This is a genomic window from Brevibacterium sp. CSND-B09 (assembly GCF_052906525.1).
This window is the reverse complement of sequence record NZ_JBREGI010000001.1, coordinates 2,949,861-2,975,771: the sequence shown is the minus strand read 5'-3', so window position 1 is coordinate 2,975,771 and position 25,911 is coordinate 2,949,861. Positions and strand designations below refer to the sequence as shown.

The following is a 25,911-nucleotide window of genomic DNA, read 5'->3' as shown; positions in this document are numbered from 1 at the left end:
GGCCCGCCTCAACGCTGTCCCACTCTGTAGTCTTTGGCCGCGTGGATCATCGCATTGAGAGTCGCGATGACCGGCACGGAGAAGAAGGCCCCGGCGATGCCCGCCACCGCTGCTCCCGCTGTCACCCCGAGGATCACCGCCAAGGGGTGGATCTTCACTGTGGGTCCTGTCAGCCACGGCTGCAGGACGTGGCTTTCGAGCTGCTGGACGACGATGACGATTCCGAGCATGATCAGGCCGTGCACCCAGCCGTTGAAGAGCAGTGCCAAGCCCACTGCGACCGCTCCGCCCACGATCGCTCCGACGAACGGCACGAAGGCACCGAGGAAGACCACCATGGCGATCGGCACTGCCAAGGGGACGCCGAGGATCAGTGCACCCACTCCGATTCCGATCGCATCGCTGGCCGCGACGACCAGCTGGATCCGAATGAAGTTCGTCAGCGTCTTCCAACCGGCCTCACCGGCCGCGGAGATCCGCGCATGCGCCTTCTTCGGCCAGATGTTGACGACCCAGGTCCAAATGCCGCGTCCGTCAATGAGCGCGAAGAGGGTGACGAACAGGATGATGATGACGCCTTCGATGACATGAGCCGCCGTCGTGCCCACCTCGGCGGCACCGGAGCCGAGACCGGCGGCGTTGTCCTGCAGCCACTTCCCCGAGGAATCGACGAGGTCGTTGAGTTTGGCTTCGGTGATTCCGAACGGCTGCGTGGCCAAGAGCTGCCTCGCCGCGTCCAGGGTCGTCGCCACCTGCTTCTGGATCTCAGGTATCTCACTTCTGATCTGAAAGGTGATGAGGAGGACAAGTCCGGCCAACAGGCCGAGGACGACGACCCAGACGGTGACCACCGCCAACCACTTCGGCCACCGATGCCGCTGCAGGAACGTCGACATGGGCACCAGGAGGGCAGAGAGGACGAGCCCGGCCAGGAAAGGAACGACGATCTGTGCGACCTGCAGTGCCACGAAGATCGCGACTGTGATTCCCGCGATGATCACCAGCAGGTATCCGGTGAAGCGGGCACCGAGTCTGAGTCCCTCGGGTATCGGGTCATCGCGATTCGGGGGCGCGTTCAATGGACCTTCTGTCATGAACCAACACTAATGCCGCGAGCCGCACAGTGGGTGGACCATTCTGTTCTGCCCCGCCAGCGCGGGCGAGACGGGGCTCCGGTCAGCCGCCTCCGAGGGAAATCCGAAGATGTACTAAAAGTGAATTACTACGGTGTTCCGATGACCAGATTGCGACGTTGGCCCTACACCTTTGCCATGGCGCTGTCCCTCCTCGTCGGAGCGGCCGCCGTGTTCTCCTCCCTCTTCCTCGATCTCCCATTGCGGGACCCCGACGGATTCCTCGGCCCCTCATACATCCGGCTGCCACTGCTGGTCCTCGGATTCATCGGCGGCGGGCTGATCGTGGAAACGGTGCGGCGAAGCGGGTGGCGAAATCTGCCGACGTCTGTCGTGGACGTCGCGAAGAAGGAGTGGAACACACACCGTCTGCTGTGCATCGGTGCCGGGCTGCTGAGTTTCTACGTCTGCTACGTCGCCTACCGCAATCTCAAGAGCGTGCTGCCGGTGTTCCGCGAGGGCACCCTCTTCGATCAGCAGCTGTTCCGCCTCGACCATTGGCTCATGGGCGGAAACACTCCGGCTGTGCTCCTGCACGAACTCCTCGGCACCGACATCGCGGCGAACCTGCTGTCGATCGCCTACCTCGCTTACCTGCCGCTCATTCCGATCAGCCTCGGCGCGGTCCTCGTGCTCAATCGCAGACTCGCCGTCGGCGCTTGGTATACGACCATGTTGAGTCTCAATTGGGTGCTCGGCACTGTCAGCTACTATCTCCTGCCATCGGTCGGCCCGGTGTTCAGCCATCCGGAGGTCTTCCGGGCGCTGCCCGAGACCGGAGTCAGTGAGCTCCAGGAATCCCTCATCGACACTCGCCTCGACTACCTCAGCAACCCGATCGGCAGTGACTCCATCCAGGGTGTCGCCGCGTTCGCATCGCTGCACGTCTCCGTCACCTTCGCCGCCGCTCTATTCATGACGCTGACGAAACAGCATCGCGCCGTCCAGGTGTTCACCTGGATCTTCTTCGGTGTGACGGTCGTGGCCACGCTCTACTTCGGTTGGCATTACATCCTCGACGACATCGCGGGCATCGGCATCGGCTGGGCCTCGGTGATGATCGCCGCTCGGGTGACCGGACATCGCCGAAACCGTTCGCGGCCGGTCGCGCCCGCACATGAGCTCTCGGATTCGACCGTGTCCCTCCCCGTGCCCGACACCGTGCCCAGCTCAGTGACCGATGCCGTCCCCAACCCGGAATTCGACGCCGAGGCGGCCGCCCCCGAACCGCTCGACACGATCCCGAACGACGCCCCGGAGCTGACACCCGACGAGCGCGTCGGGCGTCCGGCTTAGACCAGTCTGAGCCGGGCTGGGCACCGGCCGATTCTGCTCCGAGCTCTGCTGGCCGTATACTGAAGGTACTTGCGAACCCGTTTTCGGGTTCCCTGCGTCGTCAGGACGCCTCGTCTCTGCAGCTGGGTGAAAGCACCCGCGCATTTCCGAAGTCGTTTTCTCTCGGCGATCGAGAGCGCCGACAGCGCTCATTCCATGACCGGAAGCGGCTGCCTGCCACCTATTCACGGCACCGGCACGCCCTCCGGCACGTCGAAGGGCCACCCCATCACTACGTCACAGACTCGCACCAATCCCCGCAGCACCCGCACCCGCGGAGGCAGCAACAGCAACACCACCACAAGCAGCACGGGCAATCGCACGAAGAAGGCCTCCTCAGCCCCCACCTCGTTCGCCGAACTCGGTGTTCCCGCCAAGCTTGTCGACACGCTGAGCAAGGAAGGCAAGACTCAGGCCTTCCCGATCCAGCAGGACACTCTGCCCGACACGCTGACCGGCCGCGATGTGCTCGGCCGCGGAAAGACCGGGTCCGGCAAGACCCTGGCATTCTCCATTCCGCTCGTCGCCCGACTGGCCGAATCCGGCAAGAGTCCGCAGAAGTTCCGCCATCCGCGCGGACTCGTGCTCGCTCCCACCCGTGAGCTCGCCACGCAGATCACCGAGGTCATCGACCCGTTGGCCAAGGCCGTGGGCTTGCGGACGACGACGATCTTCGGCGGGGTCAAGCAGCGGCGACAGGAGGTCGCACTCAAGGCCGGCGTCGACATCGTCGTGGCCTGCCCCGGCCGCCTCGAGGACCTGCTCCAGCAGGACATCCTCACGCTCGAGAACATCGAGGTCACCATCCTCGACGAGGCCGACCACATGGCTGACCTCGGGTTCCTGCCCGGAGTCACCCGAATCCTCAACCAGACCCCGGCTGAGGGACAGCGGATGTTCTTCTCCGCCACCTTGGACAACGACGTCAACAAGCTCGTCCGTCGTTTCCTCCACAACGAGGTCCTCCACTCCGTCGACGAGGCGACCTCCCACGTTTCGGCGATGACCCACCACGTGTTCCAGGTGTCGGTCGACGACAAGAACGAACTCGTGCACAAGCTCGCCTCCGGCACGGGCCGCCGCATCCTCTTCACTCGCACGAAGCACCGGGCCAAACGCTTCGCCCGCCAGCTCACGGCAGCGGGCATTCCCGCCGTCGATCTGCACGGCAACCTGTCGCAGGGCGCTCGCGATCGCAACCTCGCCGCGTTCACCGATGGTGAGGCGAAGGTGCTCGTGGCCACAGACATCGCTGCCCGCGGCGTCCACGTCGATTCCGTCGAGCTCGTCGTCCACGTCGATCCCCCGACCGAACACAAGGCGTACCTGCACCGTTCCGGTCGCACCGCACGTGCCGGCAGCGCCGGTGACGTCGTCACGGTGATGACCGCCGAAGAGCGCAAGGACACCCAGATGCTCCTGCGCAAGGCCGCCATCAAGGCGACCCCGCATAAGGTCACCGCAGAGTCCCCCGAGGTGACCGAGCTCGTCGGTGAGATCGCCGAATACGTCGCCCCGCAGCCGAAGGAACCCGTCCAGCCGCGCAAGAAGACCGAACCGGCGAAGTCCGGTGGTCGCTCGCCCCGTCGCCGAGGCGGCCGTGGCGGACGCGGTGGAAGTGCGGGCCGCGATGGCGCCGTCAACGAGTCGGGTCGCAGCCGCGAGAAGTCCCGCGGCAACGGCGGAGAGCGCAACGGCAACGCCTCCCGACAGAACAACCGCGGCACCGGTTCCGGCCAAGGCGGTCGTGGCAATGGTTCCGGTCGCAGCGGCGGAGCCGGCCAGGGCGGTCGCAGCGCCGAGGGCAGCCGCCGTCGCGAGTCGGTTCGCAGCAGCCGTTCCGGTGGTCAGGGTTCGACAACGCGCTCCGGTCAACCGGCCAACCGCCGTTCATCCGATTCGCGCGGCACCAGCCCGGAGACCCGCCGCCGCAATCGGGTGCGCACCGGAGGATCCGAGCAGGTCTACTCGACCAGCAGCTGAGTCCAGCAGACGATCCCAGCGGAGCACCGGCGCACATCACGCGGGCGTCGGCCCTGCCGAATGATCTCCGCGAATGCGTTTGGCCACAAGCTCTGCGCTGATGAGGCACATCGGCACACCGATCCCCGGCGCGGTCGTTGCTCCGGCGTAGAAGAGTCCGTCCACGCGTCGTGACTGGTTCTGCATCCGCAGAAATGCGCTCTGTCGGAGGATGTGTGATGGCCCGAGCATTCCTCCCTTCCACGAGTAGAAGTCCCGGGCGAAATCGGCCGGGCCCAGGGTCCTGCGCAGTCTGATCCGACTGCGCAGGTCCTCGATTCCTGCCCACAGTCCGATGCGCTCGAGCGCGGCATCGACTGCCGCCTCGAGGGCGGGGCTTCCTTTCCCGTCCGATCCCCCACTGCCGATCTCCACGTCCGCCGGAACCGGAATGAGAACGAAGAGATTCTCACACCCGGCCGGTGCCACCGTGGGATCCGTGGCGCTGGGTCTGCACACATAGAGCGATGCCGGCTCGGGTATCTTCTGCTCGGCACCGAAGATCGCCTGCAGGTTCTCCTCCCACTCATCGGTGAAGAACAGCGAGTGATGAGCGAGTTCGGGCAAGGCCCCGTCGATGCCGAGCATGGCGATGATCGCCCCCGGCCCGCTCTCCACCTTCGACCAGACCGGCTCGGGGTAGCTGCGCAGCCGTGGCGGAAGCAGCTCGGTCTCGGTATGGTGCAGGTCGGCTGCGGACACGACGAGATCGGTCGGTTCGACATGCGATCGACCGTCGGAGTCGGTCCAGCGGACTCCGCTGACGACTGTTCGACCGCCCCTGTCCTGCGTCATCACTTCCGTCGCCTCCGCCGAGGTGATCACCGTGACCCCGGCTCGGCGAGCCAGCGCTTCCAGACGTTCGACGACGGCCCAGAATCCACCCATCGGATAGAAGACTCCCTGATCCAGGTCGAATGCGCTCAACAGGTGATAGATCGCGGGAGCACGATTGGGGTCGGTGCCGAGGAACACTGCCGGATACGTCAGGATCCGGCGCAGGATCGATGCCTCGAACCGCCGATCCACGAATGTCGCGAGCGGCCGCAGCAGCAGTCGGGTCAGCTGTGGCAGAGACCGGAGAACATCCCGGCCGAGGGCCGGCCTCAGCTTCGTGAAGGGGTTGTAGAGGAACCGACTGCGCGCGACTTCGGCCGTCAACCCCGCGGATCTCACATACGTCCGCACCGCGGCACCTCCTCCCGGTTCGATGCTCTCGAACAGGTCGGCCACCGCCTCGATGCCGTGCGGCACTTCCACGCTCCGCAGACCGGCCACGTCATCAGGCTCCGAGAAGACCCGATACCCGGGGTCGAGGAGCCGCAGATCCAGCTGCTCCTCCGTGCTCGTACCGAGCAGTGCGAAGAAATGGTCGTAGACCTCCCGCATGAGAAACCAGGAAGGACCGGTGTCGAATCGGAAGCCGTGTTCCTCGACGCTTCCCGCACGCCCGCCGAGGCGGCTGTTGCGTTCGAGCAGAGTGACCTCGTGTCCGTCGCGGACCAGAAGCGCCGAGGTGGCGAGTCCGGCGATTCCCCCGCCGATGACGATCACCCGACTCATCGCTTCGCCCCCGTCCGCACCTCGTACATCGCCCGGAGGACGAGCGCCGCCTTGTCCGGGCCCGTCACTCGGACCCGTCGACGTGGAAGCTCTGCGGCCGGCACTTCGGCCAATCTGTCGGTCAGCGCGGAGAACAGCCGCAATGCGGACAGTACTGCCAGGCGGGCGTCACCGGGCAGAAGCGGAATCGTCTGCGCGGCGGCAGCGATCTGTTCGCGGATGGCAATGATCCATCGCTCCTGCGTTCGGTCGTCGACCGTGGCCTCTTCGGTGAGGTAGCTTCGCCCCAGACGCTGCGTGTCATCGCCGAGGTCGCGAAGGAAGTTGACGTTCTGGAAGGCCGCACCCAAGCTGCGGGCACCGTGTTCGAGAAGCCGTTCTTCCTCCTTCGAGTACGACTCATCGCGGACGAAGACCCGCAGGCACATCAGCCCCACGACCTCGGCAGACCCGTAGACATAATCGGCATGTTCCCTCCGACCGAAGCCGACCCGCCCCTGGGCGGCAGCGGTCGAATCGCCCGATGCCGTTGTCTGCAGGTCTGTGCGCATGGAGGCGAAGAACGGCCGGGTCAGTTCGTCTCCGAATCCGGCCGCACGGGCGGTGCGGGAGAAGGCATGGACGATGGGGTTGCTGCTGTAGCCGAGGCTCATCCCGCTTTCGGTCTCGGCTTCGAGCCGGTCGAGCATCTGATGCTGTTCGTCGATGGCGATGCCCGCTTCGGCGGCGACCCCGTCGACGAGTTCGTCTGCGACCCGGACCAGGGCGTAGATATTGCGCACGTGGTCGCGGTGGCGGTGCCCTAGCAGTCGTGCCGCCAGACCGAAGGACGTCGAGTACGCGCCGATGACCGACCGCGAGATCCGGGTCGACACGAAGGAATAGCGCCCGAGGGGGCCCAAGCGGTCCACGCTGCGTTTCATGATCGTCTCCCGTCGAGTGCGGCGATGAGGTCGTCGATGAGCACGATCATGTCCGACCCGATGCCCGACGGTGCGGTCGCCACGAGTTCCCGCGCATTATCGGCGAGTTCGTCGATGAGCACGCGAATCTCACGTTCGGCCCCGCACTCGGACAGCAGCGACCTCACCTTCGCTCCGTCGCCTTCACTGAGATCCCCGGTTCCGAAGTGCGGTTCGATGAGCGGCCAGACGGCCGTACGCCTGGCGACGGCGATGAGTGCCGTCTCCTTGCCCTCCCGCAGATCGGAATAGGCGTCCTTGCCGTGGTCTGCAGGATGCCCGAAGGTCGAGAGCAGATCGTCCTGGAGCTGGTAGGACAACCCGAGCATGGCACCGACCCGGCCGAGGACATCCTCGACCTCCGGGCCGTGACCGGCGAGGATCGCAGCCGAACGCAGCGGTAGTTCGAAAGAGTAGGTCGCGGTCTTCTGACGGCTCATCTCCACCACGCCGGCCAGGTCCGCGCCGATGAGTCCGGCGCTGAGCGCCACATCGGTCAGCTCACCGGCCACCGATTCGGTCACGGCTCGGTCGAACTGCTCCAGAAGTCGCGCACCCGCATCCCCGGAAGGCACCTGACTGAAGACGATCTGCTGGGCAGAGGCCAGCAGCAGGTCTCCGACCAGCATCGCCGTGCTGCGTGCCGCCTGCAGCGCCGAGGCACCCGACGTCGGCTCGGCGGCGGGACCATCGGCAGCCTGCCAGTCCTCGAGCAGGAGGCCGATGAAGTTCGGGCGCCCGCGGCGCATGAGGTCGCCGTCGATAACGTCGTCGTGGAGAAGAAGAGCGAAGTGCAGCAGCTCGACGGCTGCCGCAATGCGCAGGGCCCGGCCTCTCCCCGCGGGCGCGCCGTCGGCGGCCGCGCCCGATCGGAGCGGGGCCGCCTCGGTGACGAAATCCGAGAACGGATCGGGGGCGAGCGCGTCGAAGGCTGACATGAGCAGTCGCGGGCGCAGCAGCTTTCCCCCGAGCAGACAGCTCGAGAGACGGTCCCACGCCTCGATGATCGACGGGCCCAGAGCCGCCACTCGGTCTGCCCGGGCATCGAGCACACGCCGAACCTCGGACTCGATGTCGGCTGTGACGGGGGATCCGAACCCGACACCCTCGGCAGTGGTCATCGCTGAGTCCTTCGGTCGATCTGTAGTAACCTGAACGATATACTACACTTTAGGTTACTATATGCACGGAGTTATTCTTATGCGTTCAAGGGTTGAAAATCAGTAAGATGCCGCTATGGAGTCAACGGAGGCCGCGGGCGTTCACGACCCGATCACAGAGAACATGTACACCGGATCGCAGTCCAGCTTTCCCGGTGACCTCGTCGATTCCTCCGACCTCTCCGCTGCCGACCGCGAGCAGATCGCTGCGGTCATGAAAGCGCTCGCCCGGCTGCGCGAGGCCGAACGCGCTCTCTCCGAGGCCTCCCGCAGGTTCATGAAGCTCAGCGAGCAGGACATGCGTGCTATGCACTACCTCATCGCCGCGAAGCGGCAGAATGCGGTCGTGACTCCGAAGATGCTGTCGGCCCATATGTCGATGTCGGCGGCCTCGGTGACGAAGCTGATCAATCGCCTCGAACGCGAAGGGCACGTGATCAGGAAGCTCCATCCCAGTGACCGCCGCGCATACGCCCTCGAAGTCACGGCAGAGACGAACCGATCGGCCTGCGAGACCGTCGGGCGCACGCAGGCCCGACGAATCCACGCCGCCGCCGACCTCACCAGCCGCGAACGCGATGCCGTCATCCGCTTCCTCAACGGGATGACCGAAGAACTGTCCCTGGACAACGTCGACTGGACGAAGCAGCCGTGACCGCGACCGCCCCGATGCGCCGACGCTCCGGGGCGGGTCTGCGCAAGGCCCGCCGCACGGATGAGACCGCCTCCCCTGCCGTCGAGGCCGACCGGGGGATGTGGAGGATCCGCTCGCTCACCCCGGCCCGGCAGGTGCTGCGCGCCCGCTCGTCGACGACTCAAGCAGGCTTCACCGCGGAGAAGATCCCCCGTGGTCTCTTCCGCGCGCATCCGATCCTCATCTCCGACGGACCGGCACACGACCGACAGCGCCGTGAGGTCGCCCGCTTCTTCGCACCGGCGGTCATCGCCGACCGCTACGGCGAGCACATCGCCGCCTCCGCCCAGGCGATCGTCGACGAGGCGGCCGCCACGGGCCGCTGTCGACTCGACGAGGCTGCTCTGCACTTCACGGTCGACGTGACATCGCAGGTCGTGGGACTCACCGAATCCGACACCGATGACATGGCCGCGCGGCTCACCGCGTTCTTCCGTCAGCCGCCGGTCGACCTTGCCGCAGAGGATTGGGGACGCACGAGGCGCCAATGGGCGCAGGCGGCGGTCAACGGCATCGTGCCGCTCATCAGTTTCTTCACTCACGACGTCTTCCCCGCCATCCGCGCCCACCGACGTCGACACCGCAGCGACGTCATCTCCCACCTCCTCGATTCCGGGCACAGCACCGGTGACATCCTAGTCGAGTGCCTCACCTACGGCACCGCGGGCATGGTCACGACCCGGGAGTTCATCGCGATGGCCTGCTGGCATCTGCTCGACAACGAGGAGCTGCAACGTGAATACCGTGCGGCCGAGCAGCCTCGACGGCTGTCCATCCTCGAGGAGATCATCCGTCTCGAACCCGTCGTCGGCCACCTCTACCGTCGCGCCACCTCCCCCATCGACATCAGCGACGGCCGCGGGGACACCATCATTCCCGCCGGCGACCTCATCGACATCTGCGTTCGCGAGACCAACATCGACACCGACCGATTCGGCACCGACGCCGAAGCGCTCTGCCCGAATCGGAACGAGTCCGCCCCGGCCGCGGGCCTGAGCTTCAGCGACGGCGCCCACAGCTGCCCGGGACAGTCACTGGCCCTGTACGAAACCGATGCGCTTCTCCACCGGCTGCTCTCCTGCGGTCCGCGACTGCTCACGAAGCCCACCGTCGGCTGGGACGACCTCATCGAGGGCTACCGGATCCGCAACCTCGACCTCGGTTTCCACGTGTCCGCCCGCCCCGCGCGCACACCCGGCAGCAGCGGTCCCGCACGGCGGAGTCATCCATGATCGGACACTGGGACTACCTCGGCCTCATGGCCGCCTGCCTGCTCATCACTCTGCCGCTCGAGCTCGTGTTCGCCGCCCGCGTCTACCGTCGCTGGCAGGTTCTGCTCAAGGCTCTGCTGCCGGTGGTCGTCGTATTCGCCGTCTGGGACATCATCGCCATCGCCCGCGACCACTGGTCCTACGACCCGCGTTTCGTCACGGGCATCGACCTCGGGATCCTGCCGCTCGAGGAACTCGTGTTCTTCCTCGTCATCCCGGTCTGCGCGCTGCTGAGTTACGAAGCGGTCGGCACTGTGATCGGGTGGGCGGGACGCCGCACCGGTCGCCGGACGAACCTCGCCCGCCCGGGCAGGGCCGATCACCGCCCACCCAACGACGGCGAGCACCGATGATCCCCGAGTACACCGTGATGACCGCCCTCGGCATGATCGTGGTCGTGGGACTCGAACTCCTCGTCTTCCGCAGCGGCATCTTCCGCCGCGCGAAATACTGGGCGGCCCTGGCCATCTGCCTGGGGTTCCAATGCCTCGTCGACGGCTGGCTGACGAAACTGTCCGACCCGATCGTCATCTACAACCCGGACATGTTCCTCGGCATCCGCGTCCCCTTCGACATCCCCATCGAAGACTTCGGGTTCGGCTTCGCCATGATCACCGCGGTGCTCATGCTCTGGCAGTGGAACCTCAACCGCAGCCCCGAGGAGGCGAAATGACCCCGCACGATCCGCATGCTCGACAGCTGCCCGCCGACCCAGGACGACACAGCCTGCTGCGCCCGAAGACCGTGACGGTCGTCGGCGCCGGAATTGCGGGCCTGTCGGCCGCGACGATTCTGGCCGAACGCGGAGCCGAAGTCACGATCATCGAATCGAGTCCCCGCCTCGGCGGCCGGGTCAGCGCCTGGCCGGTGGCAGGTGACCGGACGATGAGCCGGGGATTCCACGCCTTCTTCCGGCAGTACTACAACCTGCGCGACCTGCTCAGCCGCACCGACCCCGACCTCGATCGTCTCCGACCGATCCCCGACTATCCCCTCATTCGCCGAGGCGGACCCACCGATTCCTTCGCCTCGATCCCGCGGACTCCCCCGCTGAATCTCCTCGGCTTCGTGCTGAGCAGCCCGACCTTCCCGCTGCTGGGTCTGACGCGTGTCGACCTCGGCACAGCTCTGGAACTCATCGATGTCGACTTCCCGGACTCGTTCTCCCGCTATGACGGGGAGTCGGCGGCCGCGTTCCTCGACCGGCTCCGCTTCCCGGAGCAAGCGCGCCACCTCGCCCTCGAGGTCTTCGCGCGGTCCTTCTTCGCCGACCCGGGCGACTTCTCCGCCGGGGAACTCGTCGCCATGTTCCACACCTACTTCGCCGGTTCGGCCGAAGGGCTGCTCTTCGACGTCCCCGATGACGACTACGACACCGCCCTGTGGGCACCGCTGGGACGGTACTTGGAGGACCTCGGAGTGCGCATCGAGACCACCACTGCAGCCCGCGCGCTCACCCGAACCCCTGGCGGCTGGAGTGTCGACACGACTGCGGGGGTCATTGACTCCGATGCGCTCGTCCTCGCCGCCGACCCCGCGAGCACTCGGCGTCTGATCTCCACGATCGAGGCGCACGACGACTCTGCAGAGGCCCTTCGTGCCGGTCGGGAAGGTTCGGCCGCTCAGCAGGAGCAGCATGACTGGTTCACCCGTGTCGCCGCGCAGCGCAACTCCCCACCGTTTGCAGTGCTCCGGCTCTGGTTCGCCGAGGCGGTCGCGCCCGACCGGCCCGCGTTCCTGGGCACCAGCGGTTTTGAGCTGCTCGACAACGTCTCCGTACTCGAACGATTCGAGACAGGTGCCACCCGGTGGGCCGAGAAGCACGCGGGATCCGTCGTCGAACTCCATGCCTACGCCCTTGCCGACTCCGTGGACGAGGACGCAGTCGCCGAGCAGCTTCTGGCAGATCTGCACGAGGTATATCCGGAGACCAGACACATCGAAATCCTCCACCGCGAATTCCTCATCGAATCCGATTGCGGGCTCAGCGACACCCGAGCCTGGGCCGACCGGCCGGGCGTCTCCACTACGCTGCCCGGCCTGGTCCTGGCCGGTGACCACATTCGGTGCGAACTGCCGGTGGCTCTGATGGAACGCGCGGCGACCACCGGGTATCTCGCCGCCAACGAACTGCTTAGCACCTGGCGGGTCGCAGGCACCCCGATCTGGACTCCGCCGCCGCAAGGGCTGCTGCGGCGCGGTCTGCTCGGTCGTCTACGAAGAGCGAAGAAGGAAACCAACTGATGAGCAACGAGCATCTCACCCTCGTCTGGTTCCGCGACGACCTGCGCGTCGAGGACCACGAGGCCCTGACTGCAGCCCGCGCCGACGGTCAGGTGATCGGCCTCTGGATCAGGGAGTGCCGAGACGATGATGGTCTGGGCCCACGCCCGCTGGGCGGGGCCACCCGCTGGTGGGCGCACGAGTCGCTGCGCCTCCTGGAGACCGAACTCGCACAGCTCGGTATCCCGCTGATCTTCGCAGCAGGCTCCGCTGCGGACATCGTCCCGCAGGCGGCCGCGGACCTGGAAGTCGATGCCGTGCGCTGGTCGCGCCGCTATGCGCCGGCCTCCCGCCGCCTCGACGCACAGATCAAGACACAGCTGACCGACGCCGGGTGTGCTGTGCACTCCCATACCGGCGCGCTGCTGGTCGAACCCTGGACGGTCAGCCCACAGGGTGGGGACTTCTACAAGGTGTTCACTCCGTACTTCAACGCCGTACGCGATCGCAGCGTCGGAGATGTCCTCCCCGCCCCGCGCAGACAGCGCTCTCTGACGAAGGCCCACCGACAGATTCTCGAAGGGCACTCGTGGGTGTGCAGTCTCGACAATCTCGGCCTCCTCGACGGAACTGACACGGGCTCGGGCGATTTCGCTTCGGCGAAGACCCCACAGTGGTGGCAGACGACTGTGGCCGAACACTGGAGCCCCGGGTGCCGAGAGGCGGCCCGAGCGCTGGCGGACCTCAGCGACAAGGTCGACGACTACGCCGATTCGCATGATGTCCCGGCTGACCCAGACAGCACGTCAGGCCTGTCACCGCGACTGCGCTTCGGCGAACTCTCCCCGCGGCAGCTGCTGGCCGCGGCCCTGGACCTGCCGGAGGTCAGCGACGATGATCGGCACGCATGGATCCGCCAGCTCTACTGGCGCGAGTTCTCCTGGCACCTGACCTACCATCTGCCGAACGTCGAGTCCGAGCCGATGCGGCCGGAGTTCGCGCGCTTCCCATACGAGGACGACCCCGAGGCGCTCAACCATTGGCAGAACGGGACGACCGGGATTCCCTTGGTCGACGCCGGCATGGCCCAGCTGTGGCAGACCGGGTGGATGCACAATCGAGTGCGGATGGCCACGGCGAGCTTCCTGACGAAGAATCTGCTCATCCACTGGTGGCACGGCGAACAGTGGTTCTGGGACACGCTCGTCGACGCCGATGAAGCCAACAATCTCGTCTCCTGGCAATGGGTGGCCGGGTGCGGAGCCGATGCGGCGCCGTATTTTCGGATCTTCAATCCCGAACGCCAACGTGAGCGCTTCGACCCGCACAACGAGTACGTCGGCAGGTGGCTGGGCCGCGGACCGGGCGGTCTCACCCGAACGGAACGGTCACACGGCGATCGCGAGCCGCTCGTCGACCTCAAAGCATCGCGCCAAGCGGCATTGGCCGCCTATGACCGGATGAAGAGTGAGGCGGAATGAGCACGACGAACGGACGCAGGATTCTCCTGGCCGGGTGCGGGGACCTGGGCACAAGACTGGGCCTGCGGCTGGTCGCACAGGGGCACGAGGTGATAGGACTGCGTCGGCGCGTCGCCGAACTGCCCGATGCCTTCGAGACCATCGCGATGGATCTCACCCGTAACGGTGCTCCCGCCGCCAGTCGCGCGGACCATTCCGCCCGCAGCGATTCTCGATTGGCCGATCTCGACGCCGTCATCGTGACCCTCACTCCTGACGAGTCTACAAGGGCCGGGTACGAACGCTCTTACCTCTGCGGTGTGCGGGGGCTGGCCCGCGTGCTCGAGTCACAGCCGGGCCGAGTCGTCCTGGTCTCCTCCACGCGTGTCCTTGCTGAGGACCCGACGCGTGTGATCACCGAAGACGCTCCGATCGCTCCAGGGCCCGGGCCGGGTGAGGTCCTCGCTGCGGCCGAGTCCGAGGCGGCCGAGCTCTTCGACCACCTCACGATCGTGCGCCCGGCTGGTATCTACGGGCCTGGCCGCACCCGTCTCATCGACTCCGTGCGACGCGGACAGCAGTTCAACCATCAGCGGTGGACGAATCGCGTCCACCGAGACGACCTGGTCCACGGCCTCGAGCGCTTGGCGCTTGACTCGAAACCGCCGGACCTGGTCCACGCTGTCGATTCCCTGCCTGCTCAGATGGGCGAGGTCGCCGCCTTCATCGCCGACCGCCTCGGCGTGCCCGTCCCCGGCCATGTCGAGGACGAGAAGCCGGGCGGCAAACGGATCGATGGGACTCGCTTCGGCTCGCTCGTGGGTGAACTGAAGTTCCCCACCTACCGGGACGGCTTCGCATCGATGCTGATGGACCGCTCCTGATCAAAGCCTGCTCCGTGGATCATTCGCCGTCGGACACGACGCCGCGCCTCGGCGGCGATGTTCTTCGCCATTGCGGGGAAGATGAACCGATGGAACGGGGCGACGAGGGCCCAGTAGATGTGGCCGCGCAGCCCGGTGGGGATGAAGGTCGCTGTCTGGTGATACTCGCAGCCGTCGTCGGAGTCCGCCAGTGTGAATTCGAGCCACGCGTGACCGGAGACTCTCATCTCGGCGCGCAGCAACAGGCGAGAGTTTCGCTCCAGGCGTTCGACTCTCCACCAATCGACCGGGTCGCCGATGCGCAGGGTGTCCGGCAGCCGCCGACCTCGTTTGAGGCCGGCTCCCCCGACGGCTTTGTCCCAGAATCCGCGGACTTTCCAGGCCAGGGGCCAGGAGTACCACCCGTTGGACCCGCCGACGCCCTCTATCACGGGCCACACCTCGGCGGCCGAGAGACCGGGGATCGTCGCCGACCGTTCATCGGTGAAGATGCGCCTGCCCGACCACTGCGGATCATTGGGCAACGGTTGGGCAGCCTCGTCGAGCCCTCCTGCGTCGGCGTCCCAGTTCGTATCCACAGCGCCCTCGACCTCACGACGCAACGCGAGTCGGACGGCGTCGTCGAACCTGATCAGCCCGGACTCGGGCGGTGGGATGACCTCGTCGACATCGTGTGATGAGGCCACCGCATCCTCCTGCAGAGACTGGACGAGCGGGAGTGTGAGGCGGAACGGCAGCGGTGTCACCAGCCCGACCCAGATACCTGACAGGGTCGGGGCGGGAAGCGGCAGCGCGATGACGTGACGGGGCTTGAGGCCGGCGACAGCGGCAAAGGTCCGCATCACGTCCGCATAAGTGAGGATCTGCCGCGAACCGATATCGAACGAGCGGTTGACCGCTCCTTCCACATCCGCGGCGGAAAGAAGGTAGTAGAGAGCGTCACGGACCGACAGCGGTTCGACGCGGTTGGCCACCCAGTCCGGTGCCGGCATCCACCTCAGCGTCAGGGCGAGATGGCGAATCATTTCGAACGAGGCGGAGCCGGAGCCGATAATGATGCCGGCGTTGAAGACGATCGCGTTGACCTCGGAGTCGAGCAGAATCCGTCCGACGGTCGCCCGCGAGCGCATGTGCTTCGACAATCTGCGCCCTTCCGGATGCAGCCCTCCGAGGTAGACGATGCGACGCACGCCGGCTGATGCGGCCTCACGAACGAAGCGCTTGGCGGCTTGGGCCTCGGCCGCTTCGAAGTCCCCGCCGGACCCCATGGAGTGGACAAGGTAGTAGACCGTATCGATGCCGACGAGGCTGTCGGATAGTCCGCGACCGCTGTCGAGGTCGAGAGCTCTCACGTCGACGTCGGCTACCCAGGGAACCTGTTCGAGTTTCTCAGGTCGCCGCACCCCGACTCGGACCTCGTGACCGGCCTGCAGAAGTCGAGGCACGAGGCGACCGCCGATGTAACCGGTCGCGCCGAGCACGAGGACTCGGCGCGGGATGTGGGCCTGTCGGATGACTTCGTCGCCGGGCGACGTCGAGTGGTGGGGCTCCATGAGCCAACCCTACACACTTCGTTAACCCGTTGGATACATTATCCTCAAAGGTATTTAAATTTCCAGACCTCAAGCCTGACCGACGTGCTCAAGACCACCCCGTAGACTGATTTTCCGTCCGCGCTCTCCAGCGAAAGGTGGTCAGAATGTCAACCGACGACAACAGCACCGAAGGCAGCACATCAGACGGCATGCGCAAGGCTGCGGAGAACCTCGACCACGAGGCGGGAGGCGCACCGTCATCCGAGTACCTCGACAAGGTCGACCCCGACGACTTCGGGCGGAAGGACGAGACCGGCGAGGATCAGAGCCGAAACGAGGATGCGCCTTCCGAGGATGACGCATCAACGATCGACTCGCCCTCAACGGATCGATGACCGCCTTCGCTGTCCACTGACTGCGGACTATTTCTGTGCCGTCATCGCCGTGCGGATGATGTGCACGTCCGCTGGGTCCAGTTCGAGGAATCCTCGGCGCAGCTGATACCCCCAACGCGCGTCCGCAGCGAGCGCCAGCCTGTCCCGCAGATCATTGACCGGCACATGGTTTCCAGGCAGGTAGTCGACCCGCCTGCGGAACGGTTTGAACGAACCTTCGTCGGCCTGCCAGATCTCGTCGTCGGGCAACGTCCCGATTGCTGTGAACGAACGGCATCCGTCGGATACTCCGCGCACTGTGGTCGGCGAATAGTAGACGAGCGCATCTCCCGCAGCCATCTTCGCCAGCGGTGACCGCTTGCCGTGGTTGACTTGCGCGAAACCTCGCTGCACTCCGATGGCAACGTGTTCGGCAGACACCACGGCCAACCAACCTCGGCTCATCGCGGCCCACCCCTTCAGATGATCGACAGCGACTTTGAGACGACCATACGCCGTTGAACTGGCAGCTGGAACCCCCGTCCCCAGCAGCCCGATCGCTGACCGCCTTCGTCGTCACTGCTTCGCGGGGAACATTTCCTCGACGATGTCGAGCAGAGCCATCGCCTCGTCATAGTCGCCGCGCATCGACCAGTACGGGAGATCGTGGACCTGACCGGTTTCGAACGCGGGTATGCGATCGTACGGCGTTTCGTCTTTGAGGTCGTCGACGCCGATGCTCGCATTGTTGAAGCCGACCACGAACAACGTCTCGGAGCGGAGGACGTCCGGGAGAACCTCGAGCGAGGGTCCGAACATGTCTCCGCCCGCAGTGTAGGGTTCGATATCGTTCTCTTCGAACAGCGGAGCGGTTGTGAAGCCGAGCGGCTCCAGCTCCGCCGACAGGCTCTTGCCCTCGATGAGGATATAGGGAGTGTCCTTACTGTCGAGCGTGAGGATGGAAATCTCTCCATCGGGGATCGAGATGGTGTCCTTCACCTCGGCGGCGCGATCCTCATACGCGGACTCGAACTCCTCATAGTCCGCCTGTCGGCCCAGCACTTCGGAGGCGATGAAGGAGAACTGGTCCTGCCAGGTCTGCTTGTCTCCTGATACGAGTACCGTGGGCGCCACTTCCTGCAGTCTGTCGTAGGAGTCGGTCGCATGTTTGAGCGGGAATCCGATCCCTCCGGCGATGATGAGGTCGGGCTCGGCCTCGATGATGGCTTCGAGGTCGAATCCATCGTTGCTCCACGGCAAGAACTCGGTTCCCTGGGCCTCAGCCTTCTCAGCCCAGAACGGCGAGAACTCCCCGTCGGTTTCCGTGACCTCGGGAGTCGTGCCCACGACCGGCACATCGAGGTCGAAGAGATAACCGGCGAGAGCGTAGTTGAGCACAACCACCCGCTGCGGATCGGCCGGAACCTCGACCTTGCCCTGTTCGGTCGCGATCGTACGGGTCTCGGTTCCATTCGCCGAGGGACCATTCTCGGACGTATTCGTGGGACCTGCACAAGCGGTGATGAGTAGAAGACATGCCCCCATGAAGAGCGCACTGATTCGACGGAGCACGGACATTGACTACCTCGCTTGACGGGCACGGACTAGACTCGAAGAACATAGCCCAGCCTAACCAAACTTCTCGGCCCACTTACGACAAAGGCGACATCATCACCCGACCAACACGACACGCTCGCCTGCGACGAGACGACAGCGAGACGGAACGACCAGTGCTCCTCACCGGGCATGATTGGCACAGCCATTCATACCCACTGCTCGTTCATGTCATCAGCGGCTCCGTGGACGTCCATCTGCGCGGACGCGGGTTCGGAATGACGCATCTCAGCCTCGCCTCCGAGTCCAGCCTGTGGCTGGGGTCGGGCATCGACCACTCGGTCACGACGAAATCGGACTCCATCATGCTCGGCCCGCGACTGTCACCGCAGACGGAACCGCCCGAAGGGTTCCTCCATATCCGCCGATCAACTGCCATCCGCGAAACCGCCCTGCTCATCCTCGCCTCGTCTCCGAACAGCGAGGCCGAGCGCCGGCCGCTCAGGGAAGCCCTCGACGGAGAGCTGGTCACCTTCGCCGTCGATGACTTCCCGATTCCGGAACCGCAGCACCGTGCAGTCCAAGCGATCGTGAACGACCCTATGAACCTGATAGTGCCGTTGACCGCCGTTGCCGAGCGACATTCGATGAGCAAACGGCACGTCGAACGGATCATCAAAGACGACCTGGGCATGTCTTTCGTGCATTGGAGGACCCGGAAGCGACTCAACCTGGCCCTGCGCAGAATCCGCGCAGGATTCACAGTTGCCTCCGCTGCCCGATCCGTCGGCTACCTCGGATCCGATGGGCTCATCAGGGCGATCAGTCGCCTCACCCACCTCACCCGCGAAGAGCTCTCCGGCGACCTGGCGGGTGCGGTCGCGGATTCCCGCACAAGGTGACTGACACCTCGGCGGTCCACTGGCGTCGCAGCCCAGATCACAGCAGCAGCTTATGACCGATGCCGGGGTGGATCGACGCTCGGATGAGCCGATTACGCCTGAGCGTCTTCTTCCACAACGTCATCGCCTTCCAGCTCCACGGCAATATCGCCACGCGGAATGATCGGTATGTACAGCGCCTTGCCGAACACTTTCGCGGTGATCGTGGTCATCCCCTCACGGAGGTAGGGCAACACGGTCATGACAGCAACTTCATTGACGAACTGCTTGATCGTCCGACTGCTGGGGTCGGCGCCCTCAGACATCGAATACTCGCCCGCCACGCTGACGACAGCTTCGCCAATTGCCACTTCTGCGGTGGCTATCAACCGAACGCCGAACCCGCCTGGCCCTTCTCTGATCTGCACTTCGATCGAGATCTCCCCGTCCTCTCCGTCCGAACGGGAGTCGAAACGGCGGGCAGACACTTCATGGAATTCCACAGATTCGAGTTGCACCTGGTCCATGAGAGCTCGAACTTCATCAAGAGGGTCGTCGCCTTCAAACGTCATGGAAGATCACCTCGCAAGTCCGAAGTCGGACTGCTTGACGGTGCGCCATGATCTACCAGCGGCAGGTGCACTTCCACCACCAGCCGAAGACACTGAAACAGTTGTCGTTCGCGCAATCTCCCACTCGCGGCGGGCTGCAAGCCACACCGACTGCCCCTGATCCTTATGCACCTGGTGTTCATAAAACGCGCCGAGGGCATTCGCGTATCGTCGCAACGTCGACGCTTTCGGATCAGAGTCGTATCGCTCAAGTTTGTGAATAGCCTGCTGCGTCACTCCCATGATGTCGGCGAGCTCTTTCTGAGTAAGACCGGACTCTTGGCGGATTCTGATCAATTCTGCCTTGAGCTCCCGATCTTCACGCGCAAGAACTTTTGCGCGCGCTCGCACGAGCTCAGGATTCAGGGTCGACAAAGCATTCTTCCGCGCGGCAGTCATATCGTTCATTATACAGAAACAACTTACAGGTTGTTAGGTGGCGTGGAGCGCGGTTGCCAACCGTTCCCCGCACCAGCTCGGTAGCGCTCTACTGCAAAATCGATCTCACGCTGCTGGCTTGGAAAACCTGACTTGATATGCCTGTGCAGTGAGACCAATGAAGTCGGCAGTTCGAATGGTTCAGCATGATAGAAACGCAGAGCTTTGGTCAACGCTCGTCTCCGCAATTCGTACACATCAGGATCACTGTAAATCGGCTTGATTCGGGTGGTTTCATCGCCGCTGTCCCACAGCTCCCCGGCGGCAGCTGCTTCCATCAGCTCTGCATTCTCCCCTTCTTGATGTAATCTCTCGAACGGAACAAGGCCATCCAACCAACGGTCCATTGCAACCACGGACGGGTGCAGATCATCAACATAGTCCCGCCAAACCAAGGGAGAATCTTGCCGGGTGCAGCATCTCGAATCGCTGCCAGCGCGTCTTTGCTGTGACATAGATCGACTGTATCTGTCGTCACTGACATAGGGGACGCAGTTTGGCTGCGCCTTCCGGCTGCAGCCATCCCCAGCTCTCAGACGCAGCAACCCACAGACTCAGCGAAAAAAGGGGGCGGGGCCTTGCTGCGCTGACCTCGCCCCAGCCCTACCGGACAGACGCCCCTCAGAACTTCGGCACGTCGGCGATCAGCGCCCGCGTGTACTCGTGCGACGGATCCTCGAGCACCTGCGCGGTCGGTCCGTAGTCGACGATCTTGCCCTTGTTGAGCACCGCGAGGTTGTCGGCGATATGCCGCGACAGCGCGATGTTGTGCGTGACGAAGAGCATTGCCAGTTGACGCTCTTCCCGCAGGGTCCGCAGCAGGGCGACGATCGACGCCTGCACGCTGACGTCGAGCGCCGAGGTGATCTCGTCACAGACCATCACCGACGGCGCGTTGACCAGCGCTCGGGCGATCGCGGCCCTCTGCCGCTCACCGCCGGAGAGGTCACCGGGACGCCGGTGATAGAACGATCGTCCCAGCCGCACCGAATCGAGTGCTTCCTCGACAGCGGCCTTCCTGCTCGCGGCCGTCTCCTGACCGCTCATCTCCAAGGGCACCGTCAGCGACTGACCGATCGACCGCCGCGGGTTGAGCGAGGAGAACGGCGATTGGAACACGTATTGGATGCCCACGCGCTGCTCATTCGTGCGTTTGCGCGTCGACCGTGCCAGTTCCGTGCCGCGCAGTCGAACAGATCCCTTGTAGTCGTCGTTGAGCCCGGCCACACACTGTGACAGTGTCGTCTTGCCCGACCCCGATTCGCCGAGCAGCATCGTGCACTCCCCCGGTTCCAGGACCATATTGATCCCGTCGAGGATCTGCGCCTTCCCGTAGGCGAGCGCCACATCCTTGACCTCGAGCAGAGGTGCATTCGCGGCCCCGCTGCCCCGGTCCTTCGCCGCGGCGGCCGCCCCGTCAGTACCGGACCGATCCGATTCCGAATCGCCGGGCTTCTCCCCCGCCGAGACGAGTATGTGCGTCTTCTCATCAGCCTCGGCGACGGCTTTCGCTTCCGAGGCCCCGTCGCCGATGGTCTTGCGTCCGGCAAGGTCGGGCACTGCTGCCATGAGCATCTTCGTGTACTCGTGCTGCGGACGTTCGAGCACTGCCGATACGGGCCCTTCTTCGACGAGGTCGCCGCGCAACATCACAGCCACCCGGTCGGAGATGTCCTTGATCACCGCGAGGTCGTGGGTGATGTAGAGACCGGCGACGTTGTTCGCCACCGTCATCTGCCGGATCGTGTCGAGCACGACGGACTGCGTGGACACGTCCAGGCCGGTCGTCGGTTCGTCGAGGATGAGCACGTCGGGATACATCGCGAAGGCCATGGCGATGCCGATGCGCTGCTGCTGACCGCCGGACAGCTGATGGGGCCAGCGTCGCTGATAGGCACGATCCCCGGGCAGTCCGACGTCGACGAGCACCTCGGCGACGCGATCAGTTCGCTCACGATCCGAGGCTCCGAATCCGTGGATGTCGAGGACCTCCCGGATCTGCTCGCCCACACGCATGGCCGGGTTGAGCGAGAGTGCCGGGTCCTGAGGGATGTACGCGATTCGGGATCCGCGCAGATCGCGCAGGGCCACCTCGTCGAGGTCGCCGACCTCAAGGTGGATGGCGTCGCCCCGCGGCCAGATGCTCACGGACCCGGACCCGAACTTCAGGCCCTCCCGGAAGTGCCCCATGCAGGCCAGACCAGCCGTGGTCTTACCGGAACCCGACTCCCCCACTAACCCGAGGATCTCGCCTCGGGACAGGGCGAAGTCGACACCGTGGAGGATCTCGTCCCCGGCGTTCGTGAGCACGCGCAGGTCGCTGACGCGCAAAACGATCTTCTCGTTCGGTTCGTTCGCATCATCGTGGCGAACGGTCTCTGTCTTCGGGCTCATCATGCCTCCACGGATGTCGATGCGGTGGCTCGGGCGAAGGAGTCCGCGAGCAGGTTGGTGCCGATGGTCAGCAGCGCGATCGCAACTACCGGCAGCAGCACACCCCAGGGCTGGATGGACAGGGCGATGCGGTTCTCGTTGATCATCAGACCCCAGTCGGCCGCGGGCGGCTGCAGACCGAGTCCGAGGAACGACAGCGACGCGATGTAGCCGATCGAGTAGGTCAGGCGCAGGCCCGCCTCCACGCTCAGCGGTCCGGTGATGTTGGGCAGCAGCTCACGGATGAGCACCTTCCACCGGGGCATCGCGTACATCTCTGCCGCCTTGATGTAGTCCTCGGTGATGACGCCCAGGGTCGCGGACCTCGCGACACGGGCGATGCGCGGAGCGTGGGTGAGGCCGATGACGGTCACGAGCACCCATCCCTGCGGGCCCAACACTGTGATTGCCAAGAGGGCGAACACGAGCTGCGGGATAGCGAGGATGACGTCGTTGAGCCGCATGATCACGGCGTCGAAGGTTCCTCCGACATAGGCGGCGAGCATGCCGATGATCGCACCGACGACCATGCCGAGCGCCGTGGCGAGCACACCGTAGACGATGAGGGTCACACCGCCGGCGAGGAACCGGGAGAACACATCGCGGCCGAGGTTGTCCGAACCGAACAGACCGTAGGGACTGAACGGCTTCGTGACGAACTCGGTAGCGGTGTTGCCGGTCGCCCAGGGCAGCAGCAGCGGACCGCACAGGGCGAGCGCGACGACGACCACGGTGATGATCAGGCCGATCTTGCCCTGTTTCTGCGCGAGCACCCGCTTGTAGAAGGGAACGTATGTGGTGGCGGATTCTTTGGGCACCTCTGCGGCATCGGTGGCCGCGGACTTGAGGTCATCAAGACTGTTGGCGTCGGTGCTCATGCTGCGCTCCTGAGTTTCGGGTTGGTGAGGATGCCGACGACATCGGCCGCCAGGTTCACCACGACGTAGACGGCGGCGACGAGCATGGAGATCGCTTGGACGACCTGCACGTCACGGTAGGTGACCGCATCGATGAGTGCTTGGCCGAGTCCCGGGTAGCGGAACAGGAACTCGACGACGACCACACCGCCGGCCAGCCACGCCAGCTGGATCGCGACGACTTGAGCGACCGGTCCGAGTGCGTGGGGCACGGCATGGCGCATGATCACGCGCTTCTCCGGGACACCTTTGAGCCTGGCCATCTCGACGAAACCGGAGTCGAGGACTTCGATCATCGTCGCTCGCATCATTCGCACGATATAGGGGGTGACGACGAGGATGAGTGTCAGGGTCGGCAGGATGAGCTGCTCCGGCCGGTTCCACACGGGTTCTCCCGGCGGGGCCAGGGTGACGGCCGGCAGGATCTGGAATACCGAGGTGGCGAAGATGGCAATGAGGCCGATGCCGATGACGAACTCGGGCATGGCCGCCAGCACAAGGCTGACTCCGGTCATCGCCTGGTCGCGGCGCTTCCCGCGGTGCAGAGCCTGATAGACGCCGAGGCCGATGCCCAAGGGCACGGAGATGATCGCGGCCAGTCCCATGAGGATGAAGGAGGCCCCGATCCGATCGCCGAGGAGTGCCCCGACGGATCCTCCCGTCGCCGAGGAGGTTCCGAAGTCGCCGACGAACAGTCCTCCCAGCCAGGTGAAGTACCGCTGCCAGGCGGGTTGGTCGAGTCCCAGCTGTTCGTTCAGGGCCGCAATGCGCTCCGGTGTGGCCTGTTGGCCGAGGATCGCCCTAGCGGCGTCGCCGGGCAGCAGCAGGGTGGCGCCGAAGACGAGCAGGGAGACTGCGATGAGGATGAACGCGGAGAAGAGCAGCCGCTTACCGATGACTTTTCCGAACATGTCAGACCTCTCCGATCCATACGCGGTCGAATCTCCAACCGCTCAGGGGTCGTCCTGTTGAGTTGGGGACGAGCCCGCCGACGTACTTCTGGAAGGCGTCGACCTGGTTGGCGAAGCCCCACACGATGTAGCCGCCTTCGTCGTAGAGCATCTTCTGCAGCTCGTGCTCAAGGTCTCGCCGCTCCCCTGCGTCGGGAATGGCTCGAGCTTTGTCGAAGACCTTGTTGAACTTCGGTTCGTCCCAGTGGGTTTCGTTGAAGGGTGATTCGGACAGTGCGCAGGAGATGACCTGCGGCATGAAGTCACGTGTGTACCAGAAGTCCTGTGCGAAGTCCCATTGGAGGTATCCGTCGCCGAAGAACGTGGTGGCGTCGACCTTGCGGATCTTGACCCGGATTCCGGCGTCGGCGGCCTGCTGGGCGAAGACCTGGGCGGCCTCGACTGCTCCGGATTGGATGGGGGCGGTGACGAGTTCGACGTCGAGTCCGTCAGGGTAGCCCGCCTCGGCGAGGAGCTTCTTCGCTTTGTCCAGGTCCTGTTTGCGCTGCGGGAATTTCGGGTAGTTCTCACTCAGCGGGCCGAACATGTCGTTGCCCAGGGTGCCGTAGCCGGAGAGCACCTGCTCGATCATCTGTTCGCGATCGACGACGAGCCGGAAGGCTTGTCGGACCTTGACGTCGTCGAAGGGCTTCTTGTCCACGCGCATGGTGAAGGGCAGCCACATGCCAGTCTTCGAGTTGAGGATGGACATGCGCTCATCGGCGGCGATGACTTCGACGAGGGCGAGTGGGATGCCGGCGATCGCGTCCACCTGGGTGGACAGTAGGGCGTTGATGAGGGCGTCGTCGTCGTTGAAATTGAGCACCTCCACCTCGTCGAGGTACATCTTGTCGAAGTCGAAATAGTGCTCGTTGGGCACGAGCACCGTCGACTGGGCGGCGGTGAAGGATTTGAGTTTGAACGGTCCCGAGCACACCGGGTTCTCCGGGTCGTAGCCGACGGGGACGATGGCGGCGGTGTATTCGGCGACGGCGTCCTTGAACAGGCCGTTGGGTTCGCTGAGTCGGAATTCGACGGTGCGGTCATCTTTGGCGACGACTTTCTCCAGCATGGAGAAGTTTGCGGCCGCAGTCTTCGGATCGTCGGGGTCATTGATCCGCTCGAAGGTGAACACGACGTCTTCGGAGGTGATCGGCTTGCCGTCGGAGAACTTGATGCCGTCCTTCAGCGTGCACGTCCACACGGTGGAGTCGGAGTTGGCTTTGATCGATTCGGCCAGCAGCGGCACGACCTGGGAGTCGTCGTCCCAGCCGTAAAGGGCGTTGTAGAGGTTGACGGCTCGGCAGACGTCGCCGTTGTTGACGGGGATGTGGGCGTCGACGGTGTCTGCGGAGTTACCGCCGGTGACACCGACGCGCAGGGTTCCGCCTTTGACAGGCTTGCCGGCGTCGGCGGCACCGACTTCCCTGCCGCCGCAGGCGCTCAGCCCGGCGACTCCGGCCACGGCTAGGCCTGCGCCCAGCGCTTGTCTTCGGTTCGGTGTGTTCATG

General features: G+C 64.8%; 25 protein-coding genes. 11 read left to right on the top strand and 14 right to left on the bottom strand.

Annotated elements, in window-relative coordinates:
* Positions 1 to 8 precede the first annotated feature (8 nt).
* Positions 9 to 1,094 (bottom strand): AI-2E family transporter, encoded by a 1,086-nt coding sequence (locus ACU4IU_RS13330; RefSeq protein WP_446657003.1) that lies wholly within the window; start codon positions 1,092 to 1,094, stop codon positions 9 to 11.
* A gap of 141 nt (positions 1,095 to 1,235) precedes the next feature.
* Here ACU4IU_RS13330 and ACU4IU_RS13325 point away from each other — a divergent pair, with 141 nt between their 5' ends.
* On the top strand, positions 1,236 to 2,429 hold the full coding sequence (locus ACU4IU_RS13325; protein ID WP_446657002.1) for a phosphatase PAP2 family protein: 1,194 nt from the start codon (positions 1,236 to 1,238) through the stop codon (positions 2,427 to 2,429).
* Positions 2,430 to 2,624: 195 nt separating this feature from the next.
* The gene (locus ACU4IU_RS13320) at positions 2,625 to 4,451 is read left to right on the top strand and encodes a DEAD/DEAH box helicase (RefSeq protein ID WP_446657001.1); all 1,827 of its coding nucleotides are present in this window, start codon (positions 2,625 to 2,627) and stop codon (positions 4,449 to 4,451) included.
* 36 nt (positions 4,452 to 4,487) lie between these two features.
* Here ACU4IU_RS13320 and crtI read toward each other — a convergent pair whose 3' ends face one another.
* The 3 genes from crtI to ACU4IU_RS13305 are packed head-to-tail and all read right to left on the bottom strand — an operon-like array spanning position 4,488 to position 8,136.
* Positions 4,488 to 6,053, bottom strand: coding sequence for a phytoene desaturase family protein (crtI, locus tag ACU4IU_RS13315; protein ID WP_446657000.1), 1,566 nt, complete (start codon positions 6,051 to 6,053; stop codon positions 4,488 to 4,490).
* Positions 6,050 to 6,976 (bottom strand): phytoene/squalene synthase family protein, encoded by a 927-nt coding sequence (locus tag ACU4IU_RS13310; protein ID WP_446656999.1) that lies wholly within the window; start codon positions 6,974 to 6,976, stop codon positions 6,050 to 6,052. The genes crtI and ACU4IU_RS13310 overlap by 4 nt, the downstream gene beginning before the upstream one ends.
* Positions 6,973 to 8,136 carry a polyprenyl synthetase family protein gene (locus tag ACU4IU_RS13305; RefSeq protein WP_446656998.1) on the bottom strand — a complete coding sequence of 388 codons (1,164 nt, stop codon included), beginning with the start codon at positions 8,134 to 8,136 and terminating at the stop codon, positions 6,973 to 6,975. The genes ACU4IU_RS13310 and ACU4IU_RS13305 overlap by 4 nt, the downstream gene beginning before the upstream one ends.
* Before the next feature lie 115 nt (positions 8,137 to 8,251).
* Here ACU4IU_RS13305 and ACU4IU_RS13300 point away from each other — a divergent pair, with 115 nt between their 5' ends.
* Genes ACU4IU_RS13300 through ACU4IU_RS13270 form a run of 7 tightly spaced genes read left to right on the top strand, consistent with a single transcriptional unit; the run spans position 8,252 to position 14,707 of the window.
* Positions 8,252 to 8,830, top strand: coding sequence for a MarR family winged helix-turn-helix transcriptional regulator (locus tag ACU4IU_RS13300; RefSeq protein ID WP_446656997.1), 579 nt, complete (start codon positions 8,252 to 8,254; stop codon positions 8,828 to 8,830).
* Positions 8,827 to 10,101 (top strand): cytochrome P450, encoded by a 1,275-nt coding sequence (locus tag ACU4IU_RS13295; RefSeq protein WP_446656996.1) that lies wholly within the window; start codon positions 8,827 to 8,829, stop codon positions 10,099 to 10,101. The genes ACU4IU_RS13300 and ACU4IU_RS13295 overlap by 4 nt, the downstream gene beginning before the upstream one ends.
* Complete coding sequence (locus ACU4IU_RS13290; RefSeq protein WP_446656995.1) at positions 10,098 to 10,493, top strand: lycopene cyclase domain-containing protein; 396 nt, start codon at positions 10,098 to 10,100, stop codon at positions 10,491 to 10,493. Before ACU4IU_RS13295 ends, ACU4IU_RS13290 begins: the two co-directional genes overlap by 4 nt.
* Positions 10,490 to 10,813, top strand: coding sequence for a lycopene cyclase domain-containing protein (locus ACU4IU_RS13285; RefSeq protein ID WP_446656994.1), 324 nt, complete (start codon positions 10,490 to 10,492; stop codon positions 10,811 to 10,813). Before ACU4IU_RS13290 ends, ACU4IU_RS13285 begins: the two co-directional genes overlap by 4 nt.
* Complete coding sequence (locus ACU4IU_RS13280; protein ID WP_446656993.1) at positions 10,810 to 12,384, top strand: FAD-dependent oxidoreductase; 1,575 nt, start codon at positions 10,810 to 10,812, stop codon at positions 12,382 to 12,384. Before ACU4IU_RS13285 ends, ACU4IU_RS13280 begins: the two co-directional genes overlap by 4 nt.
* Entirely contained in the window at positions 12,384 to 13,844 is a 1,461-nt protein-coding gene (locus ACU4IU_RS13275) for a cryptochrome/photolyase family protein (protein ID WP_446656992.1), read from the top strand. The genes ACU4IU_RS13280 and ACU4IU_RS13275 overlap by 1 nt, the downstream gene beginning before the upstream one ends.
* Positions 13,841 to 14,707 carry an NAD-dependent dehydratase gene (locus tag ACU4IU_RS13270; protein ID WP_446656991.1) on the top strand — a complete coding sequence of 289 codons (867 nt, stop codon included), beginning with the start codon at positions 13,841 to 13,843 and terminating at the stop codon, positions 14,705 to 14,707. Before ACU4IU_RS13275 ends, ACU4IU_RS13270 begins: the two co-directional genes overlap by 4 nt.
* Here ACU4IU_RS13270 and ACU4IU_RS13265 read toward each other — a convergent pair.
* Positions 14,665 to 16,260, bottom strand: a complete 1,596-nt coding sequence (locus tag ACU4IU_RS13265) for an SDR family oxidoreductase (protein ID WP_446656990.1) — start codon at positions 16,258 to 16,260, stop codon at positions 14,665 to 14,667. The genes ACU4IU_RS13270 and ACU4IU_RS13265 overlap by 43 nt on opposite strands.
* A gap of 146 nt (positions 16,261 to 16,406) precedes the next feature.
* On the opposite strand from ACU4IU_RS13265, the gene ACU4IU_RS13260 reads away from it, so the two are divergent.
* Complete coding sequence (locus tag ACU4IU_RS13260) at positions 16,407 to 16,637, top strand: hypothetical protein (RefSeq protein ID WP_446656989.1); 231 nt, start codon at positions 16,407 to 16,409, stop codon at positions 16,635 to 16,637.
* Positions 16,638 to 16,664: 27 nt separating this feature from the next.
* Here the strand turns inward: ACU4IU_RS13260 and ACU4IU_RS13255 are convergent, their stop codons facing one another.
* Together ACU4IU_RS13255 and ACU4IU_RS13250 are read right to left on the bottom strand one after the other, a co-directional pair.
* Entirely contained in the window at positions 16,665 to 17,081 is a 417-nt protein-coding gene (locus ACU4IU_RS13255) for an EVE domain-containing protein (protein ID WP_446656988.1), read from the bottom strand.
* 111 nt (positions 17,082 to 17,192) lie between these two features.
* The gene (locus tag ACU4IU_RS13250) at positions 17,193 to 18,194 is read right to left on the bottom strand and encodes an ABC transporter substrate-binding protein (protein ID WP_446656987.1); all 1,002 of its coding nucleotides are present in this window, start codon (positions 18,192 to 18,194) and stop codon (positions 17,193 to 17,195) included.
* 221 nt (positions 18,195 to 18,415) lie between these two features.
* Between ACU4IU_RS13250 and ACU4IU_RS13245 the strand changes: the two genes are divergently transcribed.
* The gene (locus ACU4IU_RS13245; RefSeq protein ID WP_446656986.1) at positions 18,416 to 19,072 is read left to right on the top strand and encodes a helix-turn-helix domain-containing protein; all 657 of its coding nucleotides are present in this window, start codon (positions 18,416 to 18,418) and stop codon (positions 19,070 to 19,072) included.
* 92 nt (positions 19,073 to 19,164) lie between these two features.
* Here the strand turns inward: ACU4IU_RS13245 and ACU4IU_RS13240 are convergent, their stop codons facing one another.
* From ACU4IU_RS13240 to ACU4IU_RS13210, 7 genes are all read right to left on the bottom strand, one after another.
* Positions 19,165 to 19,623, bottom strand: coding sequence for a hypothetical protein (locus tag ACU4IU_RS13240; RefSeq protein WP_446656985.1), 459 nt, complete (start codon positions 19,621 to 19,623; stop codon positions 19,165 to 19,167).
* Positions 19,624 to 19,629: 6 nt separating this feature from the next.
* The gene (locus ACU4IU_RS13235; protein ID WP_446656984.1) at positions 19,630 to 20,061 is read right to left on the bottom strand and encodes a helix-turn-helix domain-containing protein; all 432 of its coding nucleotides are present in this window, start codon (positions 20,059 to 20,061) and stop codon (positions 19,630 to 19,632) included.
* Positions 20,062 to 20,084: 23 nt separating this feature from the next.
* Positions 20,085 to 20,555 carry a hypothetical protein gene (locus ACU4IU_RS13230; protein WP_446656983.1) on the bottom strand — a complete coding sequence of 157 codons (471 nt, stop codon included), beginning with the start codon at positions 20,553 to 20,555 and terminating at the stop codon, positions 20,085 to 20,087.
* A 166-nt stretch (positions 20,556 to 20,721) separates the two neighbouring features.
* Positions 20,722 to 22,494 carry an ABC transporter ATP-binding protein gene (locus ACU4IU_RS13225; protein ID WP_446656982.1) on the bottom strand — a complete coding sequence of 591 codons (1,773 nt, stop codon included), beginning with the start codon at positions 22,492 to 22,494 and terminating at the stop codon, positions 20,722 to 20,724.
* Positions 22,494 to 23,411, bottom strand: coding sequence for an ABC transporter permease (locus tag ACU4IU_RS13220; protein ID WP_083532784.1), 918 nt, complete (start codon positions 23,409 to 23,411; stop codon positions 22,494 to 22,496). The genes ACU4IU_RS13225 and ACU4IU_RS13220 overlap by 1 nt, the downstream gene beginning before the upstream one ends.
* A complete protein-coding gene (locus ACU4IU_RS13215) occupies positions 23,408 to 24,361 on the bottom strand; it encodes an ABC transporter permease (protein ID WP_446656981.1) in 954 nt (317 codons plus the stop codon). The genes ACU4IU_RS13220 and ACU4IU_RS13215 overlap by 4 nt, the downstream gene beginning before the upstream one ends.
* A 1-nt stretch (position 24,362) precedes the next feature.
* Positions 24,363 to 25,910 (bottom strand): ABC transporter substrate-binding protein, encoded by a 1,548-nt coding sequence (locus ACU4IU_RS13210; RefSeq protein ID WP_446656980.1) that lies wholly within the window; start codon positions 25,908 to 25,910, stop codon positions 24,363 to 24,365.
* Position 25,911: the final 1 nt, after the last annotated feature.